Here is a 17,570-nt window from a genome sequence, read left to right as displayed (position 1 = left end):
CATGCAACTCAAGCTCGACGGGCTCGACGCGCACCTGAAGCAGGCGAAGGCCAAGGGCCTGGCGCCGCTGTACGTGGTGCACGGCGACGAGCACCTGCTGGTGCTGGAGGCGGTCGACCGCCTGCGTGCCGCGGCGCGCGAAGCGGGATTCTCCGAGCGCGAGGTGCTGGTGGCCGAGCGCGGCTTCCACTGGGGCCAGCTGGTCGAGGCGCAACAGTCGATGTCGCTGTTCGGCGACCGCAAGATCGTCGAGTTGCGCATCCCTTCCGGCAAGCCCGGCAAGGACGGCGGCGAGGCGCTGCGCGCGGTGGCGGCGCAGCCTTCACCCGACGTGGTCTTGCTGGTGACGCTGCCGCGGCTGGATTTCGCCACCTCCAAGTCGGCGTGGTTCCAGGCGCTGGAAGGCGCCGGCGTGTCGATCAAGGTCGACACGGTGGATCGCACCCGGTTGCCGGCCTGGGTTGGCGAGCGGCTGGCGCTGCAGCAGCAGCGCGTCGAGGGCGGCGAGCCTGGCCGGCGCGCGCTGCAGTTCGTCGCCGACAAGGTCGAGGGCAACCTGCTGGCGGCGCACCAGGAGATCCAGAAGCTGGGTTTGCTGTACCCGCCGGGCGAACTGAGTTTCGACCAGGTCCACGACGCGGTGCTGAACGTGGCCCGCTACGACGTTTTCAAGCTGTCCGAGGCGATGCTGTCGGGCGACGTGCCGCGCCTGGTGCGCATGCTCGAAGGGCTGCGCGGCGAGGGCGAGGCCACGGTGCTGGTGCTGTGGGCGCTGACCGAGGAAATTCGCGTATTATCCAAGGTCCGGCAAGGCCTTGCGGGCGGCAAGCCGGCGGGTGTGCTGATGCGCGAACTGCGCGTCTGGGGCCCGCGCGAGCGGCTGGTGCCGCAGGCCGCGCAACGGCTGCAGCTGCCCCGGCTGGAAGCGGCGCTGGCGCTGGCGGCGCGGCTGGACCGACAGGTCAAGGGCCTGCAGGACCTGCCCCCACCGGGCAGCGCGCCATTGCCGGCGGAGCCGTGGGATGGCTTGCAGCAGCTGGCGCTGATGGTTGCGCGCTGAGCGTTTGCTCGCCGGAAGGTTTGCTCCCCTCTCCCGCGTGCGGGAGAGGGGCCGGGGGTGAGGGCAGGCGGTGAATCTTGCGATATCGCGCGTTGATACACCGGCCCTCTCCCCCAACCCCTCTCCCGCGCGCGGGAGAGGGGAGAAACACACACACTGACGGCCTTCCCCCGGCCACTGACATGAACGAGCTCGACCTCAACCAATACATGGACCGCGTCGGCCGCCAGGCCCGCGCGGCGTCGCGCGCGATGGCGCGTGCCTCCACGGCGGACAAGAACCAGGCGCTGCTGACCATTGCCGCCGCGATCCGCCGCGATGCCGACAAGCTCAAGGCCGTCAATGCGCGCGACGTGGAGCGTGCCCGCGCCAACGGCCAGGATGCCGCCTTCGTCGACCGCCTGACGCTGTCGGACAAGGCCATAGCCACCATGGCCGCCGGCCTGGAGCAGATCGCCGCGCTGGCCGACCCGATCGGCGAGATCTCGAACATGAAGTTCCGCCCGACCGGCATCCAGGTGGGCCAGATGCGCGTGCCGCTGGGCGTGATCGGCATCATCTATGAGTCGCGCCCCAACGTGACCATCGATGCCGCCGCGCTGTGCCTGAAGTCTGGCAACGCCACCATCCTGCGCGGCGGTTCCGAGGCGATCGAATCCAACACCGCGCTGGCCGCGCTGGTGGCCGAGGGCCTGGCCGCCGCCGGCCTGCCGCCCGAGGCCGTGCAGGTGATCGAGACCACCGACCGCGCCGCGGTCGGCCGCCTGATCACCATGACCGAATTCGTCGACGTAATCGTGCCGCGCGGCGGCAAGAGCCTGATCGCGCGCCTGATGGAAGAAGCGCGCGTGCCGATGATCAAGCACCTGGACGGCATCTGCCACGTCTACATCGATGCCGCCGCCGACCTGGACAAGGCCGTGCGCGTCTGCGACAACGCCAAGACCCAGCGCTACGCGCCGTGCAACACCATGGAAACGCTGCTGGTGTCGCGGGACATCGCCGCCGCCGCGTTGCCGCCGCTGTGCCGCATCTACCAGGAGAAGGGCGTCGAGCTGCGCGTTTGCCCGGCTACCCGTGCCACGCTGGAGGCTGCCGGCTTCGGCGGCCTGGTCGATGCCGCCGAGGACGACTGGCGCCTGGAATACCTCGCTCCGATCCTCGCGATCAAGACCGTCGCCGGCCTGGATGATGCTATCGCGCATATCAACGAATACGGCTCGCACCACACCGATTCGATCATTACCGAGGACTACTCGGCGGGCATGCGTTTTATCCGCGAGGTCGATTCGGCCAGCGTGATGATCAACGCCTCGACCCGCTTCGCCGACGGTTTCGAATACGGCCTGGGCGCGGAGATCGGCATCTCCAACGACAAGCTGCATGCGCGCGGCCCGGTCGGGCTGGAAGGGCTGACCTCGCTCAAGTACGTGGTCTTCGGGCACGGCGAGATCCGGACCTGACGCCGGCCCGCCAACAACAATAACAACCGCAAGCCAACGTCCGTCCGCCGATGCTCTGGGTCAAAGCGCTGCATATCGTCTTCGTCGTTTCGTGGTTCGCCGGCCTGTTCTACCTGCCGCGCATTTTCGTCAACCTGGCGATGGAGACCGATGCCGCCAGCACCCAGCGCCTGCTGCTGATGGCGCGCAAGCTGTTCCGCTTCATGACCATGCTGGCGGTGCCGGCGGTGGTGTTCGGGCTGTGGCTGTACCTGGGCTACGGCATCGGCCGCGGCGCCGGGCAGGGCTGGATGCATGCCAAGCTGGCGCTGGTGCTGGTGCTGATCGGCTACCACCACGGCTGTGGCGTGCTGCTGCGCAAGTTCGAAGGCGGGCGCAATTCGCGCTCGCACAAGTTTTATCGCTGGTTCAACGAGCTGCCGGTGCTGGTGCTGCTGGCGGTGGTGATCCTGGTGGTCGTCAAGCCGTTCTGAGCCGGGCGCCCGTTCCACAATTTGCGAGATCGAAATGAGCAAGCTGGTTGACTACTACCTGACGCCGCAATCGCCCTTTGTCTACATGGGCCATGCCCGCTTCGCCGCGATGGCCGAGCGCCACGACGTGCAGGTGAACCTGAAGCCGTGCGACATGGGCAAGGTATTCTCCGTCTCCGGCGGACTGCCGCTGGCGCAGCGCCCGCCGCAGCGCCAGGCCTACCGGCTGGTCGAGCTCAAGCGCTGGAGTGCATTCCTTGACCTGCCGCTGAACCTGGAGCCGACCTTCTTCCCGGTCTCCGGCGACGCCGCCAGCAAGCTGATCATCGCGGCGCAGCTGGCGCATGGCACCGCGCGCGCGATGCAGCTGACCGGAGCGATCGGCGCGGCGGTGTGGGCGCAGCAGCGCAATATCGCCGATGCCGCCACGCTGGCGCAGATCGCCGGCGAGGCCGGCCTGGATGGCGATGGCCTGCTCAAGGCCAGCGAGGCCCAGTCGGTACAGGCGGCCTACGCGCAGAACACGCAGGACGCGATCTCGGCGGGCGTATTCGGTGCGCCGTGGTACGTATTCGACGGCCAGCCCTTCTGGGGCCAGGACCGGCTCGACTTCCTCGAACGCGCGCTCGCCGCCGCCTGAAGTAAGCTATCGGATATCTCCCGTCCGCTACGGCGGACGTTTTTGTTTGCAGGAAACCTGACCCATGACCCAAGCCTTCTTTGCCCCTTGCCCGCGCGGCCTGGAGAGCGCCCTCGCCGAAGAACTGCGCGAGATCGCCGCCCGGCCGGGCATGGCCGCGCTGGCGCCGTTCACGGTGCACCAGGAGGTGCCGGGCGGGGTCAACTTCTCCGGCGAGATGGCCGCCGCCTATGCGGTCAACCTGCATTCGCGCATCGCCAGCCGCGTGCTGCTGCGGGTGGCCGCGCGCGGCTACCGGCACGAGGACGACATCTATAACCTGGCGCGCGGCGTGCGCTGGGAGCAGTGGTTCTCGCCGGACGAGTCGCTGCGCATCGATATCACCGCGCACAAGTCGCCGCTGCGCAGCCTGAATTTCACCGCGCTGCGGGTCAAGGACGGCGTCTGCGATGCCATGCGCGAGCGCCTGGGCGCGCGCCCGAGTGTCGATACTGTCAGCCCGGATGTGCGCGTCTATGCCCACCTGACCGAGCGCGACTGCACGCTGTACCTGGACACCACTGGCGAGCCCCTGTTCAAGCGCGGCTGGCGCACCGAGAAGGGCGAGGCGCCGCTGAAGGAAAACCTGGCCGCCGGCATCCTGCGCCTGGCGGGCTGGGTGCCGGGGCAGACCTTCCGGCCGTTCTACGATCCGATGTGCGGCAGCGGGACGTTCCTGATCGAGGCCGCCCAGGTGGCGCTGGACATTGCCCCGGGCGGCAGCCGCAGCTTTGCCTTCGAATGGCTCAAGGGCGTCGACCGCAAGGCGTGGCAGAAGCTCAAGGACGACGCCCAGCGCGCGCGCATGCTGGCCTCGGCGGATGAACTTCAGGTGCTGGGGTCGGACATCTCGACCGACATGCTGGCCATCACGCAGGCCAACTGGCAGCGCGCCGGCCTCCCGGGCGAGGCGCGCACCAAGCAGGTCGATGCGCGCTTCGTGCAGCCGCCCTACGACGAGCCGGGCCTGCTGCTGATGAACCCGCCGTATGGCGAGCGTATCGCGGTGCGCGGGCAGCGCCGGATGCCGGGGGAGGAGATGCCGCGAGACGAGGTGGAGGAGGAGGCCGCCAATCAGTTCGCCAATGCCTTTGCCACGACCCTCAAGCAGAATTTCGCGGGCTGGCAGGCGTGGGTCTTTACCGGCGACCTGGGCTTTCCGCGCCGGCTGCGGCTGAAGGAATCGCGCCGCACGCCGCTTTACAACGGCAATATCGAATGCCGGCTGTTCCGCTTCGACATGGTGCGCGGCACCAACCGGGCGCCGCAGGCGGACTGAGCGCCCTTCCGATCCCGGCCGGCCCGGCCGGGGTCAGGGGTCAGGGGCGCTTGCGCCCCGTCAGGGCCTCGGGATGGCGGGAAAAATCGGTCAGGAAGCCCTGCAGGCTGACCACCGGTTCCTGCAGCAGGTGGCGCGGCAGGTCGAACAGGGCGTAAAAGAACTCTTCGTTGCCTTCGCAGCGCTCGGCGGGCAGGCAGTATTGTTCCCAGTCGATGCAGGCGGGCGTGTACATCCCGTTGCCCGGCCAGAAGAACGGTATCAGGCGGCCCTCGCGCAGCCCTTCGATCAGCGCGGCGGGGGCGTCGTAGGCTTCGGCCGATTCCACCTGGCTCATCAGGCCGGCGCGGGTCTCGATCACCATCAGCGTGGCGTGGCCTTGCGCAGTCAACAGCAGGATGCCGGCCGGGTTGGGGTACAGGTAATACTCGACAAAGCCGTAGCGCGCCGTGAGCTGGCGCACCCGCTCGGTCATGGCCGGGTCGGACAGGAACGAGAACGAATGCCGCGTCAGCAGCTCGCGCAGCGTGCGCGACAGCGTGGCGAAGTACGCCTGCTGCATGGCCTCGATTTCCTGGTCCAGCCGCTCCACCATATTGCTGTCGTGCTTCTTTACGTAGCGGTCGATCAGCCCGTGGTTGAAGCCCTGCACGGCGATGCTTTCGTCAGCGGTGCCGGTCAGCAGGATGGTCTTGCACGGCAGGTCCTGCAGTGCCTGGCAGAACTCCAGCCCGTCCATCTGCGGCATCGAGTAGTCCACCACGATCACGCCCGGCTGCAGGAAGCGGTTGATATCGTGGATCTGGCGGTAGATCCGGTCGATATCGAGCTGGACGGTGCGGCGCTCGGTCAGGAAGGTCAGGTCGTCATGCGTGACCCGCACCGGCAGGAAACCGGGGAAGCGGGTGGCATAGGCCTCGCGGATCCATTGCAGCGCTTCACGCGGGTCGGTGAAGGTGATGACCGCGCGCGAGGCATCCATCTGGAACGCCAGGCTGTCGATGAAGGATTTGCTGTCGTCGACCAGGACGGTCAGGACCGGGTGATGGAAGACCGACAGGTTCCGGTCATGCGGGTTGAAGGTCATGATGCGTTGGCGTCGGGGCCGGCGGGCAGGGGTTCGGCGCATTCGGCAAGCCGGCGTGCGCATTCGCAGGCCAGTATAGCGCGCCGTGGCTGCCTTGCAAGGCACGGCGCCGCAGGCGGCCGGGAAGCCCCGGCCACCCGCGGGCACGGCAGTCTTAGTCGACCGCCTTGAACATGTCCTCGACCACCTTCTTGGCGTCGCCGAACACCATCATGGTCTTGTCCATGTAGAACAGCTCGTTGTCCAGGCCGGCGTAGCCGGCCGCCATCGAGCGCTTGTTGACGATGATGGTCTTGGCCTTGTACGCCTCCAGGATCGGCATCCCGGCGATCGGCGACTTGGGATCGGTCTTGGCCGCGGGGTTGACCACGTCGTTGGCGCCCAGCACCAGCACCACGTCGGCCTGGCCGAACTCGCTGTTGATGTCTTCCATTTCGAAGACCTGGTCGTACGGCACTTCGGCCTCGGCCAGCAGCACGTTCATGTGGCCGGGCATGCGGCCGGCCACCGGGTGGATCGCGTACTTCACGGTCACGCCCTTTTCGGCCAGCTTTTCGGTCAGTTCCTTCAGGGCGTGCTGCGCGCGCGCCACGGCCAGGCCGTAGCCCGGCACGATGATCACGGTCTCGGCATTGCCCATCAGGAAGGCGGCATCGTCGGCCGAGCCGGACTTCACGTTGCGCTGCGCCTGCGCGCCGGCGGCCGCGCCTGCCGACGCATCGCCGCCGAAGCCGCCCAGGATCACATTGAAGAACGAGCGGTTCATCGCCTTGCACATGATGTACGAGAGGATGGCACCGCTTGACCCCACCAGCGAGCCGGCGATGATCAGCATCGGGTTGTTCAGCGAGAAGCCGATGCCCGCCGCCGCCCAGCCCGAGTACGAGTTCAGCATCGACACCACCACCGGCATGTCGGCGCCGCCGATCGGGATGATGATCAGCACGCCGAGCACGAAGGCGATGGCCAGCATGATCAGGAACGGCAGCCAGTCCTGCGACATGAAGAAGATCACGCCGAAGCCGACCATCGCCACCGCCAGCAGCAGGTTCAGCCAGTGCTGGCCGGCGAACACCACCGGCGCGCCCTGGAACAGGCGGAACTTGTAGCGCCCGGCGAGCTTGCCGAAGGCGATCACAGAACCGGAGAAGGTGATGGCGCCGACGAAGCAGCCGATGAACAGCTCGATCCGGTTGCCCAGCGGGATCAGGTGCGAGCCCGCCGGCGTGATGCCGAACGCGGCCGGCTCCGCTACCGCGGCCACCGCGATGAACACCGCCGCGAGACCGATCAGCGAGTGCATCGCCGCGACCAGTTCGGGCATCTTGGTCATCTGCACCTTGCGCGCCACGTAGGCGCCGATGCCGCCGCCCACCACCAGCGCGCCAAAGATCAGCGCCAGGCCGGAGCCCACCGAAGACTGCGCCGTGCCGGCCGCCAGGAAGTCGTTCTTGAGCTTGATGATCAGGACCAGCGTGGTGACCACGGCGATGGCCATGCCGATCATGCCGAAGGCATTGCCCTTGCGCGCCGAGGCCGGGTGCGACAGGCCCTTGAGCGCCTGGATAAAGCAGACCGAGGCCACCAGGTAGAGCAGGGTGACGAGGTTCATGCTGACGAGGCCGGCTGCCATTACGCGCCCTCCCCGGCCAGTGCCTGCTTGGCTTCGGGCGCCTTGGCCTTCGGCTCTTTCTTCTTGAACATTTCCAGCATGCGCTGGGTGACCAGGAAGCCGCCGAACACGTTGACCGCGGCCAATGCCACCGCCAGCGTGCCCATGATGCGGCCCGTGGCGCCTTCGGTCAGGCCCGCGGCGAGCATCGCGCCGACGATGATGATGGCCGAGATCGCGTTGGTTACCGCCATCAGCGGCGTATGCAGGGCTGGCGTGACCGTCCAGACCACGTGGTAGCCCACGTAGATTGCCAGCACGAAGATGATCAGGTTGATCACCGTGTGGTTCACCATCTCCATCGACTTCTCCTCCGTTGCTTTGAAACCGGGATGCAGCGTTTTACTGTGTTCTTTTTTGCTGTACTGCGGCGCGCGAAACGCCAGGGGCTCTGAATGACCGTTTGCGTGCTCCCTCTCCCGCTGGGCGGGGAGGGGAGCAAGACCTCAGGCCTTCTTGATTTCCTTGATCGCGCTTTTACGCCGCGTATTACGCTGCCTCGCGCACGACCTGGCCGTCCCGGCACATCAGGCAGGCGGCGACAATGTCGTCTTCGAGGTTGAGCGCGTACTGGCCATCCTTGTCGATGACCAGCTTGAGGAAATCCAGCACGTTGCGGGCGTAGAGCGCCGAGGCGTCGGCCGCCACCATGCTGGCCAGGTTGGTATGGCCGATGAGGGTGACGCCGTGGCGCTCGACCACCTCGTCAGCCACCGTCAGCGGACAGTTGCCGCCCTGCGCGGCGGCCAGGTCCACCACCACCGAGCCCGGCTTCATCTGCTGCACGGTCGCTTCCTGCAGCAGCACCGGCGCCTTGCGGCCCGGGATCAGCGCGGTGGTGATGACGATGTCGGCCTGGATCGCGCGCTGGTGCACCAGCTCGGCCTGACGCTTCATCCAGTCCGGCGGCATCGGGCGCGCATAGCCGCCCACGCCTTGCGCGATCTCGCGCTCCTCGTCGGTCAGGAACGGTACGTCGAGGAACTTGCCGCCCAGCGACTCGATCTGTTCCTTGACCGCGGGGCGCACGTCGGACGCCTCGATCACCGCGCCCAGGCGCTTGGCGGTGGCGATCGCCTGCAGGCCGGCGACGCCGGCGCCCAGGATCAGCACGCGCGCGGCCTTGACGGTGCCGGCGGCGGTCATCAGCATCGGCATGAAGCGCTGGTAGTGGTGCGCGGCCACCAGCACGGCCTTGTAGCCGGCGATGTTGGCCTGCGACGACAGCACGTCCATGCTCTGCGCGCGCGTGGTGCGCGGCGCGGCCTCGAGCGCAAACGCGGTCACGTTGGCTGCTGCCATGCGCGCGTTGTTCTCGGCATCGAAGGGATTGAGCATGCCCACCAGCACGGCCCCGGGCTTCATCTGTGCAAGCTCGGCCGGCTCGGGCGCGCGCACCTTGAGCACCAGCTGGGCTCCCAGCGCTTCGGCTGCGGTGCCGATGGTGGCGCCGACCGCTTCATACGCGCCGTCGGGCTGGCTGGCGCGTACGCCGGCACCAGCCTGGACGATGACCTTGTGGCCCTGGGCGACGTACTTCTTGACCGTCTCGGGGGTGGCGGCGACGCGAGTTTCGCCTGCCCGCGTCTCCTGCGGGATGCCGATGTACATCGTCGATTTCTCCTTTAGCTGGCGTCGTGATCTGGTTGGGCGGACCGACGTCTGGCCCGTTGCTCGCCGTGCCGGCTTGGCCGCAGCGCACAATTTTTTCGCAGCTTACAGCAATCTGACGCGCTATGGTGTGACCGCGCGGTCGGTTTTTGTTGCAGTGCGGCAACGAATTTCCGGACAGTTCCGAACAGTTTCGCCTGCCTGTCCGGCCGGCAGCCTATGCCGCTGCACGATGCCCCGGCAACCGGTAGAATGCGAAATTGCCTAAAAATTGAGCATCATGCCACGTGATTGGAATGCCAGAGTGACCGTTGCCGCCGTGATCGAGCGCGGTGGACGCTTCCTGCTGGTCGAAGAGGAAACCGCGGAAGGCCTGCGCCTGAACCAGCCTGCCGGCCACCTGGATCCGGGCGAGAGCCTGATCCGCGCCGTTATCCGCGAAACCCTGGAAGAAACCGCGCACACCTTCGAGCCGCGCGCGTTGCTGGGCTGCTACATGGGCCGCTCGCTGTCGTCGCGCACCGGTACGGATGTCACATACGTGCGCTTTGCCTTTACCGGCGACCTGGGCTCGCTCGACGCCGGCCGCCAGCTCGACACCGGCATCGTGCGCACGGTCTGGATGAGCGCCGACGAGATCCGCGCCTGCCCGGAACGCCACCGCACGCCGCTGGTGCAGGCCTGCATCGACGACTACCTGGCCGGCAAGCGTTTCGCGCTGGATGCGCTGTACACGCACCCCTCGGCGTTGTCCGTGGGAGCACAGTTGTGAGCGCGAACGGAAACGCGAAAGGGCAGCGCGTGGTCGTGGGCATGTCGGGCGGGGTGGATTCGTCGGTCACCGCGTGGCTGCTCAAGCAGCAGGGCTACGAGGTCATCGGCCTGTTCATGAAGAACTGGGAAGACGATGACGACAGCGAGTACTGCTCCACGCGCCAGGACTGGCTGGACGTGGTGTCAGTGGCCGACCTGATCGGCGTCGACGTCGAGGCGGTCAACTTTGCGGCCGAGTACAAGGACCGCGTCTTTGCCGATTTCCTGCGTGAGTACTCGGCTGGCCGCACGCCCAATCCGGACGTGCTGTGCAATGCCGAGATCAAGTTCAAGGCCTTCCTGGACCATGCGATGTCGCTGGGCGCCGAGACCATCGCCACCGGCCACTATGCGCGCGTGCGCCAGAACGCGGCAGGGGGCTTCGAGCTGCTCAAGGCACTCGACCACACCAAGGACCAGAGCTATTTCCTGCACCGGCTGAACCAGGCGCAGCTGTCGCGCACGCTGTTCCCGCTGGGCGAGATCCCCAAGACGCGCGTGCGCGAGATCGCGGCCGAGATCGGCCTGCCGAACGCGAAAAAGAAGGACTCGACCGGCATCTGCTTTATCGGCGAACGTCCGTTCCGCGATTTCCTGAACCGCTACCTGCCCACTAAACCGGGCCCGATGAAGACGCCCGAGGGCAAGGTCGTGGGCGAGCATATCGGGCTGGCGTTCTATACGCTGGGCCAGCGCAAGGGCATTGGCCTGGGCGGCAGCCGCGACGGCAACGGCGATGCCTGGTATGTGGCGCGCAAGGATATGGCGAACAACACGCTTTACGTGGTGCAGGGCCACGACCACCCATGGCTGCTGACGCCGGTGCTGACCGCGTCGGACTTGTCGTGGGTGGCCGGCGAGGCGCCGGCCGCTGGCGCGGCGATGGCGGCCAAGACCCGCTATCGCCAGAGCGATGCCGCCTGCACCGTGCAGGCGGCGAACGGCGACACGCTGCAGCTGGGGTTTGCCGAGGCACAATGGGCCGTCACGCCGGGGCAGTCGGCGGTGCTGTACGACGGCGAGGTCTGCCTGGGCGGCGGCATCATCCAATAAATGCCGTGATCGGCCGAATAAAAAACACCCGCTGCGCGCGGGTGTTTTTTATTGGAGCAGCTGGATTTCAGCCGCGGGGCGGCGCGGTATCGATGAACGACTGCCGCTTCGACAGCTTTTCTTCCAGCGCCGCCAGGTTGGGATGGCGCTCGCGCCAGGCGATGTCGGGGAAGCGGAAATCCAGGTACGACAGCGCGCAGCCCACCGCGACATCGGCCAGCGAATAGTGCGTGCCGGTGCAGAAGGGGCGGTCGGCCAGGCCGTGGGCCATGGCGGCCAGTGCCGCGTCGATCTTGCCGAGCTGGCGCTTGACCCAGCGCTCGCTGCGCTCATGCGGCTCGCGCTGCGTTACCTCCAGGCGCGCCAGCAGGGCGGCGTCGAGCAGGCCGTCGGCCAGCGCTTCCCAGCAGCGAACTTCCAGCCGCTCGCGCCCGCCTTGCGGGATCATCCGGCTGACTGGCGTCAGCGTGTCGACATACTCGACGATCACGCGCGAATCGAAGATGCTTCCGCCGTCCTCCATCACCAGGCACGGCACCTTGCCCAGCGGGTTGTACTGGCCGATCTTCGATTCCGGCGACCAGACGTCCTCTTCGACCAGCTGGTAGTCGATCTTCTTTTCCGCCATCACCACGCGCACCTTACGCGCGTAGGGACTGGTATGGGACGCATACAGCTTCATGTTCTCCCCTTGAGCTTGTTATGAAGTGCATCGTCTGCGGCGTGGCAGCGGCGCCGGGGTGCGCTGCTGCCCGATGCACTTCATAACAGGCTACTGGAACGGCGTGCGCGAGTATACCTGCGGTGCCGGACGAATGCGGGGTCGCGCACCGATGCCCCGCGGGCGAACTTGGCCGCTGCCCCGGAGCCGGGGCAGGGGTGGTAAAATCCCGCGTTGCGCAGCGCCGGGTGCCGGTGCGGCGCGTGCGGGCGAACCCGCCGGTGCGGCGCATCGGGCGCTTCGCTCATGTTGCCGGCGCTTCCGCCGATCCGACGCTGATATCGCGCCAGCCCCCGCGGCGCGCACCGTACGTCCCCTATTTCCTTCCTTTCCCCGGTTTCCAGCATGACCACCTCCTCGCTTTCGCCGCTCACCGCTCTTTCCCCGATCGATGGCCGCTACGCCGCCAAGGCCGACGCGCTGCGCGAATGGCTGTCCGAGGCGGCCTTCATGCGCAACCGCGTCAAGGTCGAGGTGCACTGGCTGATCGCGCTGGCCCAGACCGGCCTGCCCGACATGCCGAAGTTCTCCGCCGCCTCCGAAGCCGCGCTGCTGGCGCTGGTGGACAAGTTCTCCGAAGCCGATGCCGCCCGCATCAAGGAAATCGAAGCCGTCACCAACCATGACGTGAAGGCCGTCGAGTACTGGCTCAAGGAGCAGGTCAAGGGCAACGCCGAACTGGAAGCAGCCAGCGAGTTCATTCACTTCGCCTGCACGTCGGAAGACATCAACAACACCTCGCACGGCATGATGCTCAAGGGCGCCCGCGATGGCGTCATCGTGCCGGCGCTCAAGCGCGTGCATGCCCGCCTGGTGGAACTGGCCAGGCTCAATGCCACCCAGCCGATGCTGTCGCGCACCCACGGCCAGCCGGCCAGCCCGACCACGCTGGGCAAGGAAATGGCCAACGTGGCCGCGCGCCTGGCGCGCGCGATCCAGCGCATCGAGCAGGTCGAGCTGCTGGGCAAGATGAACGGCGCGGTGGGCAACTACAACGCGCACCTGTCGGCCTACCCGGCGTTCGACTGGGAAGCGTTCTCGAAGCAGGTGATCGAAACCCGCCTGGGCCTGGCCTTCAACCCGTACACCATCCAGATCGAGCCGCACGACTACATGGCCGAGCTGTTCGACGCGGTCGCCCGCGCCAACACCATCCTGCTCGACCTGAACCGCGACATCTGGGGCTATATCTCGCTGGGCTACTTCAAGCAGAAGACCAAGGCCGGCGAAATCGGCTCGTCGACCATGCCGCACAAGGTCAACCCGATCGACTTCGAGAACTCGGAAGGCAACGTCGGCCTGGCCAACGCGGTGCTGCGCCACCTGTCGGAAAAGCTGCCGGTGTCGCGCTGGCAGCGCGACCTGACCGATTCGACCGTGCTGCGCAATATCGGCGTGGCCTTCGGCTACAGCCTGCTGGCATACGAGGCCTGTCTGCGCGGCCTGGGCAAGCTGGAAACCAACCCCGAGCGCCTGAACGAAGACCTCGACAACTGCTGGGAAGTGCTGGCCGAGCCGGTGCAGACCGTGATGCGCCGCTTCGGCGTGCCCAACCCGTACGAGCAGCTCAAGGAGCTGACCCGCGGCAAGGGCATCTCGCGCGAGGCGCTGCAGACCTTTATCAACGGCCTGGCCATCCCGGACGATGCCAAGAAGCTGCTGCTCGACATGACCCCGGGCAGCTACATCGGCAAGGCCGTTTCGCTCGCCGAGCGCATCTGACATCACATATGCCGGCCACTGTGCCGGCACAGCCAGAAAAGCCATCCAACCGGATGGCTTTTTTTTTGCTTCAGTAGCGCCGGGTTACGCCAATTGGCCGTCGGCCTGCGGCCTTGTGGCGCTTGCGGCAGAATGACAGTTCAAAGCATTTGAATAACTTAATGAAGGACTGTCCTGCACGGGCGCACTTCCCGCCGCAATAATGCGAGAATCTTCAGTGCTCCGGCGGATCCAATTCCTGGGTGCGTCCCCAAATTTGTGAAATGCCCATGACGCGGGCGAGAGGAAACAGATGCGTTCTACCGCCAATGCCCCGGCCGGCTACGGTGCCACCGCCATCGCGCTGCACTGGATCGTCGCCCTGGCGATCTTCGGTGCGTTCGGGCTCGGCCTGTACATGACCGGCATCCCGGGGCTGACGCCGACCAAGCTGAAGCTGTATTCGTGGCACAAGTGGCTGGGTGTGACGATCTTCGCCGTGGCGCTGCTGCGCGTGCTGTGGCGCGCCACGCACGTGGCTCCGCCGGTCGCGCCCGGCACGCCGGCGTGGCAGGCCAGGGCCGCCGCCGGCGCGCATCACCTGCTGTACCTGCTGATCGTGATCGTTCCCATCAGCGGCTATCTCTACAGCTCGGCGGCTGGCGTGCCGGTGGTCTACCTCGGCCTGTGGAAGATGCCGGCGCTGATCGAGAAGAACGACGAACTGAAGGAAGTGCTCAAGTTTGCGCATGTCTGGCTGAACTACCTGATGGCCGCGGTGGTCGTTGTCCATGCGGCGGCGGCGGTGAAGCACCAATTCGTCGACCGCGACGGCACGCTGGGCCGGATGCTGCCCTTCTTGCGCTGACATATCCCGTACCGCGGCGCCTCGCGCCGAACCTCGAACCTGACAGGAGTCATTGAAGATGAATCGCCATTCCCGCCGCGGCTCGCTGGCCATCAACGCCACCGTGGCAGCCGTGCTGGCCGCCGCCGGCATCGCCGCCAACCTGGCCTGGGCCCAGGTCGATGCGGCCAAGAGCTCGGTGACCGCCGTCGCGCGCCAGATCGGCGTGCCGATGGAAGGCAAGTTCAAGAAATTCGACGCGCAGGTCAGTTTCGATCCCGCCAAGCTGGACACCTCGTCGGCCAAGGTCGAGATCGACGTCTCCAGCTTCGAGATCGGCGACGCCGAGACCACCAAGGAAGTGAAGGGCAAGGACTGGTTCGACGCGGCCAAGTACCCCAAGGCCGTGTTCCAGTCCACCAGCATCAAGAACGGCACGCCGGGCAAGTACGACGTCACCGGCAAGCTGACCATCAAAGGCAAGACCGTCGACGTGGTGGTGCCGGCCACCTACCGCCAGGAAGGCGCCAGCCAGGTGTTCGAGGGCGCGCTGCCGATCAAGCGCACCGTCTTCAATATCGGCGACGGCGAGTGGAAGGACACGTCGGTGGTGGCCGACGATGTGCAGATCAAGTTCCGTATCGTGCTGGCCAAGAAGTAAGGCCGGCAATCCGCTGACGTACCAGGACGTTAATAACCAAGAACGTTCCGCTTAACCAACCTGCTTTTGCCGGGAGATCCCATGAAACTGCGTTCCGTCGTTGCCGCCGTCGCGGCCATTTCCGCAACCGCCGCCTTCGGCGTGGCTTCGGCCAATACCGTGACTTACAACCTCGATCCGACCCATACGTACCCGAGCTTCGAGGCCGACCACCTGGGCGGCCTGTCGACGTGGCGCGGCAAGTTCGACAAGTCCAGCGGCACCGTCACGCTGGATCGTGCCGCCAAGGCCGGTACCGTCGAGGTGAAGATCGATCCGTCTTCGATCGATTTCGGCAATGCCAAGCTGAACCAGCATGCCAAGGGTCCTGACATGTTCAACGTGGAAGCCTTCCCGGAGGCGAGCTACAAGGGCAAGTTCAGCAAGTTCAAGGGCGACGTGCCGACCGAAGTCGAAGGCGTGCTGACGCTGCGCGGCGTGTCCAAGCCGGTCAAGCTGGAAATCCGCGAGTTCAAGTGCATCCAGCACCCGATGCTCAAGCGCGAAGCCTGCGGCGCCGACGCCGTGGGCGAGTTCAACCGCGCCGATTTCGGCCTGGACTATGGCGTGAAGATGGGCTTCAAGCCCGAAGTCAAGCTCGCCATCCAGGTGGAAGGCGTGCGCGCCGAGTAAGCGCGCCATGGGTTGGCCCGCCATGGGCCGCTCACGTCAAGCGACAAAAGGCCGGCGATCGCCGGCCTTTTTTGATGGGTTTAGGTATCCTGTAGCCGATCCCGCCGCAAGAGGGGACTGACAAGGCACTTGGTTGTACGCGGCCCAATTGCCACAGTACAATGGGCCGCGGCAATTCCAGACGATCCGGGTTTGTCGGTGCTCTCCCGCACAGGGCGGGGCCGCCCGCCCGCCAACAGGCTATAGCGCATCCCTATGAGCATTCGCTGCACATCCCGATACCGGTAGCCTTCCCCGCGATCCCCTCGCCCCTCCTGCTGTACCCGGCCGTTCCGCCCAGGCAGTATGGCCCGCAGCGTTTCTCGGATTTCCCTGGCGCAATACCGTGTATTCCAAAACGCAAATCGATCCGGTAGTTAGTTTCCGCAACTCGCAGGGCGAGCAGGTGCGGGGCACGATCATCAATCTCCAGAGAAAGTCTCTGGTGATGGAAATCTACAATCCGTATTCGATCGTGCAGGTCAGCGAGGTGCTGAGCGAGCTCAGCGTCCGCATGGGCGCCAAGAATGCCTACCTGGGCAAGGCCGTGGTGATGAGCCTGGTGAATACCGGCCTGACCGCGGTGGTATCGCTGACGCTGATCGACGAGTGGCGCGAACTGACCGACCTGAACAACGAGCCCAAGTCGGTGGCACGCGAAGCCGAGCTGTTCGTGCAGGACTGGGATACGCGCTTCAATATCCGGCGCGACTACCAGATCGTGGTCAACGAGATGCGCGCCTTCCTGTCCGAAGTATCGCGCTGGGTCGAGCAGGTCGACCTGACCGAGTCGCTGCCCAAGAAAGACGGCAAGCTGCGCGAGGACGTGTTCTACGAGCTGGCCACGCCGATCATGGTCAAGACCAAGACCTACCTTGACTGGCTCGAGGGCGAGGCCGAGCGCGTGGACCCCGAAATCGCGCCAGTGCACCGCACCTACGCGCAGTCGGCGCTGCACCCGCTGCTGCTGCGCGCGCCGTTCGTGTACCGGACCTTCACCAAGCCGCTCGGCTACGCCGGCGACTACGAGATGGTCAACCAGATCCTGAGCGATCCGCAGCAGGGTCCGACCACCTACTTCCAGATCGTCAACACCGCCTTCCTGAAGGCGGCAGTGGCGACCGCGCACCGCAACCGCATCGACCTGCTGGTGGATTTCCTGACACGCCAGGCCGAGCGCGCGCGTGCGGCCGGCCGGCCGTTCCGCGTGCTCAACGTGGGCTGCGGGCCGGCCTTCGAGATCCAGCGCTTTGTGCGGGAGTATCCCAATCCCGAGCTGCTGTCGTTCCAGCTGGTCGACTTCAGCGAAGAGACGCTGGACTACACGCGCAACTCGATCGAGCGGGCAGCCTCTGGCGCCGGGCGCAAGGCGTCGGTGGAGATGGTGCACCAGTCGGTGCACGAACTGCTCAAGCGCCGCATCTCGCCTGACGATATCAGTGCGCGGGAGTTCGACGCGGTCTACTGCGCGGGACTGTTCGATTACCTGTCGGACAAGGTCTGCACGCGGCTGCTGGCGTATTTCGCCTCGCGGTCGCGTTCGGCCGGCCAGGTGCTGGTCACCAACGTGCATGCCAACAATCCAGAGAAATTCGGCATGGAGCACCTGCTGGAGTGGTACCTGATCTACCGCGACGACGCCGGCATGGCGCAGCTGCTGCCGGAGAATTCGCACTCGCACCGCATCTACGTAGACCCCACCGGCGTCAACGTCTTTGCCGAAGCCACCATTGAATGAG

Annotated in this window: 17 protein-coding genes; 12 read left to right on the top strand and 5 right to left on the bottom strand. The window is 66.2% G+C overall.

Going from position 1 to position 17,570, the window contains the following annotated elements:
• The first annotated feature begins 1 nt into the window (after position 1).
• The 5 genes from holA to VSR71_RS04200 all read left to right on the top strand — a co-directional run bounded on the left by holA (position 2) and on the right by VSR71_RS04200 (position 4,954).
• A complete protein-coding gene (gene holA / locus VSR71_RS04220; RefSeq protein ID WP_342912645.1) occupies positions 2-1,060 on the top strand; it encodes a DNA polymerase III subunit delta in 1,059 nt (352 codons plus the stop codon).
• A gap of 182 nt (positions 1,061-1,242) precedes the next feature.
• Positions 1,243-2,523 carry a glutamate-5-semialdehyde dehydrogenase gene (locus tag VSR71_RS04215; RefSeq protein ID WP_342912644.1) on the top strand — a complete coding sequence of 427 codons (1,281 nt, stop codon included), beginning with the start codon at positions 1,243-1,245 and terminating at the stop codon, positions 2,521-2,523.
• Positions 2,524-2,573: 50 nt separating this feature from the next.
• Positions 2,574-2,996 (top strand): CopD family protein, encoded by a 423-nt coding sequence (locus VSR71_RS04210; protein ID WP_342912643.1) that lies wholly within the window; start codon positions 2,574-2,576, stop codon positions 2,994-2,996.
• A 34-nt stretch (positions 2,997-3,030) separates the two neighbouring features.
• Positions 3,031-3,636, top strand: coding sequence for a 2-hydroxychromene-2-carboxylate isomerase (locus VSR71_RS04205; protein WP_342912642.1), 606 nt, complete (start codon positions 3,031-3,033; stop codon positions 3,634-3,636).
• Between the two features lie 64 nt (positions 3,637-3,700).
• Entirely contained in the window at positions 3,701-4,954 is a 1,254-nt protein-coding gene (locus VSR71_RS04200) for a class I SAM-dependent RNA methyltransferase (protein WP_342912641.1), read from the top strand.
• Positions 4,955-4,994: 40 nt separating this feature from the next.
• Here VSR71_RS04200 and VSR71_RS04195 read toward each other — a convergent pair whose 3' ends face one another.
• The 4 genes from VSR71_RS04195 to VSR71_RS04180 all read right to left on the bottom strand — a co-directional run bounded on the left by VSR71_RS04195 (position 4,995) and on the right by VSR71_RS04180 (position 9,324).
• Positions 4,995-6,041 (bottom strand): response regulator, encoded by a 1,047-nt coding sequence (locus tag VSR71_RS04195; protein ID WP_342912640.1) that lies wholly within the window; start codon positions 6,039-6,041, stop codon positions 4,995-4,997.
• A gap of 154 nt (positions 6,042-6,195) precedes the next feature.
• Positions 6,196-7,674, bottom strand: a complete 1,479-nt coding sequence (locus VSR71_RS04190; protein ID WP_342912639.1) for an NAD(P)(+) transhydrogenase (Re/Si-specific) subunit beta — start codon at positions 7,672-7,674, stop codon at positions 6,196-6,198.
• Positions 7,674-8,015 (bottom strand): NAD(P) transhydrogenase subunit alpha, encoded by a 342-nt coding sequence (locus VSR71_RS04185; RefSeq protein ID WP_342912638.1) that lies wholly within the window; start codon positions 8,013-8,015, stop codon positions 7,674-7,676. The genes VSR71_RS04190 and VSR71_RS04185 overlap by 1 nt, the downstream gene beginning before the upstream one ends.
• A gap of 187 nt (positions 8,016-8,202) precedes the next feature.
• On the bottom strand, positions 8,203-9,324 hold the full coding sequence (locus VSR71_RS04180; RefSeq protein WP_342912637.1) for a Re/Si-specific NAD(P)(+) transhydrogenase subunit alpha: 1,122 nt from the start codon (positions 9,322-9,324) through the stop codon (positions 8,203-8,205).
• Between the two features lie 280 nt (positions 9,325-9,604).
• Between VSR71_RS04180 and VSR71_RS04175 the strand changes: the two genes are divergently transcribed.
• Entirely contained in the window at positions 9,605-10,096 is a 492-nt protein-coding gene (locus VSR71_RS04175; RefSeq protein WP_342912636.1) for an NUDIX hydrolase, read from the top strand.
• Positions 10,093-11,190, top strand: a complete 1,098-nt coding sequence (gene mnmA / locus VSR71_RS04170; protein WP_342912635.1) for a tRNA 2-thiouridine(34) synthase MnmA — start codon at positions 10,093-10,095, stop codon at positions 11,188-11,190. The genes VSR71_RS04175 and mnmA overlap by 4 nt, the downstream gene beginning before the upstream one ends.
• A 67-nt stretch (positions 11,191-11,257) precedes the next feature.
• Here mnmA and VSR71_RS04165 read toward each other — a convergent pair whose 3' ends face one another.
• Positions 11,258-11,872, bottom strand: coding sequence for a glutathione S-transferase family protein (locus tag VSR71_RS04165; RefSeq protein ID WP_342912634.1), 615 nt, complete (start codon positions 11,870-11,872; stop codon positions 11,258-11,260).
• A 384-nt stretch (positions 11,873-12,256) separates the two neighbouring features.
• Between VSR71_RS04165 and purB the strand changes: the two genes are divergently transcribed.
• The 5 genes from purB to VSR71_RS04140 all read left to right on the top strand — a co-directional run bounded on the left by purB (position 12,257) and on the right by VSR71_RS04140 (position 17,569).
• Entirely contained in the window at positions 12,257-13,633 is a 1,377-nt protein-coding gene (gene purB, locus VSR71_RS04160; RefSeq protein WP_342912633.1) for an adenylosuccinate lyase, read from the top strand.
• 292 nt (positions 13,634-13,925) lie between these two features.
• Positions 13,926-14,480 carry a cytochrome b gene (locus VSR71_RS04155; protein WP_342912632.1) on the top strand — a complete coding sequence of 185 codons (555 nt, stop codon included), beginning with the start codon at positions 13,926-13,928 and terminating at the stop codon, positions 14,478-14,480.
• Between the two features lie 58 nt (positions 14,481-14,538).
• Positions 14,539-15,120 carry a YceI family protein gene (locus VSR71_RS04150; RefSeq protein WP_342912631.1) on the top strand — a complete coding sequence of 194 codons (582 nt, stop codon included), beginning with the start codon at positions 14,539-14,541 and terminating at the stop codon, positions 15,118-15,120.
• A gap of 81 nt (positions 15,121-15,201) precedes the next feature.
• Positions 15,202-15,792 carry a YceI family protein gene (locus tag VSR71_RS04145; RefSeq protein WP_342912630.1) on the top strand — a complete coding sequence of 197 codons (591 nt, stop codon included), beginning with the start codon at positions 15,202-15,204 and terminating at the stop codon, positions 15,790-15,792.
• A 385-nt stretch (positions 15,793-16,177) separates the two neighbouring features.
• Entirely contained in the window at positions 16,178-17,569 is a 1,392-nt protein-coding gene (locus VSR71_RS04140; RefSeq protein ID WP_342912629.1) for a class I SAM-dependent methyltransferase, read from the top strand.
• Position 17,570 lies beyond the last annotated feature (1 nt).

This window comes from Cupriavidus oxalaticus, from assembly GCF_038900635.1.
GTDB classification, from domain to species: domain Bacteria; phylum Pseudomonadota; class Gammaproteobacteria; order Burkholderiales; family Burkholderiaceae; genus Cupriavidus; species Cupriavidus oxalaticus_B.
Note: the sequence above shows the minus strand (reverse complement) of the source record. Positions and strands in the feature narration are given on the sequence as shown.

Excerpts from the sequence above, each read along its gene's own strand:
- holA (WP_342912645.1), top strand. The coding sequence starts at position 2 with ATGCAACTCAAGCTCGACGGGCTCGACGCGCACCTGAAGCAGGCGAAG.
- VSR71_RS04215 (WP_342912644.1), top strand. The coding sequence starts at position 1,243 with ATGAACGAGCTCGACCTCAACCAATACATGGACCGCGTCGGCCGCCAG.
- VSR71_RS04210 (WP_342912643.1), top strand. The coding sequence starts at position 2,574 with ATGCTCTGGGTCAAAGCGCTGCATATCGTCTTCGTCGTTTCGTGGTTC.
- VSR71_RS04205 (WP_342912642.1), top strand. The coding sequence starts at position 3,031 with ATGAGCAAGCTGGTTGACTACTACCTGACGCCGCAATCGCCCTTTGTC.
- VSR71_RS04200 (WP_342912641.1), top strand. The coding sequence starts at position 3,701 with ATGACCCAAGCCTTCTTTGCCCCTTGCCCGCGCGGCCTGGAGAGCGCC.
- VSR71_RS04195 (WP_342912640.1), bottom strand. The coding sequence starts at position 6,041 with ATGACCTTCAACCCGCATGACCGGAACCTGTCGGTCTTCCATCACCCG.
- VSR71_RS04190 (WP_342912639.1), bottom strand. The coding sequence starts at position 7,674 with ATGGCAGCCGGCCTCGTCAGCATGAACCTCGTCACCCTGCTCTACCTG.
- VSR71_RS04185 (WP_342912638.1), bottom strand. The coding sequence starts at position 8,015 with ATGGAGATGGTGAACCACACGGTGATCAACCTGATCATCTTCGTGCTG.
- VSR71_RS04180 (WP_342912637.1), bottom strand. The coding sequence starts at position 9,324 with ATGTACATCGGCATCCCGCAGGAGACGCGGGCAGGCGAAACTCGCGTC.
- VSR71_RS04175 (WP_342912636.1), top strand. The coding sequence starts at position 9,605 with ATGCCACGTGATTGGAATGCCAGAGTGACCGTTGCCGCCGTGATCGAG.
- VSR71_RS04165 (WP_342912634.1), bottom strand. The coding sequence starts at position 11,872 with ATGAAGCTGTATGCGTCCCATACCAGTCCCTACGCGCGTAAGGTGCGC.
- purB (WP_342912633.1), top strand. The coding sequence starts at position 12,257 with ATGACCACCTCCTCGCTTTCGCCGCTCACCGCTCTTTCCCCGATCGAT.
- VSR71_RS04155 (WP_342912632.1), top strand. The coding sequence starts at position 13,926 with ATGCGTTCTACCGCCAATGCCCCGGCCGGCTACGGTGCCACCGCCATC.
- VSR71_RS04150 (WP_342912631.1), top strand. The coding sequence starts at position 14,539 with ATGAATCGCCATTCCCGCCGCGGCTCGCTGGCCATCAACGCCACCGTG.
- VSR71_RS04145 (WP_342912630.1), top strand. The coding sequence starts at position 15,202 with ATGAAACTGCGTTCCGTCGTTGCCGCCGTCGCGGCCATTTCCGCAACC.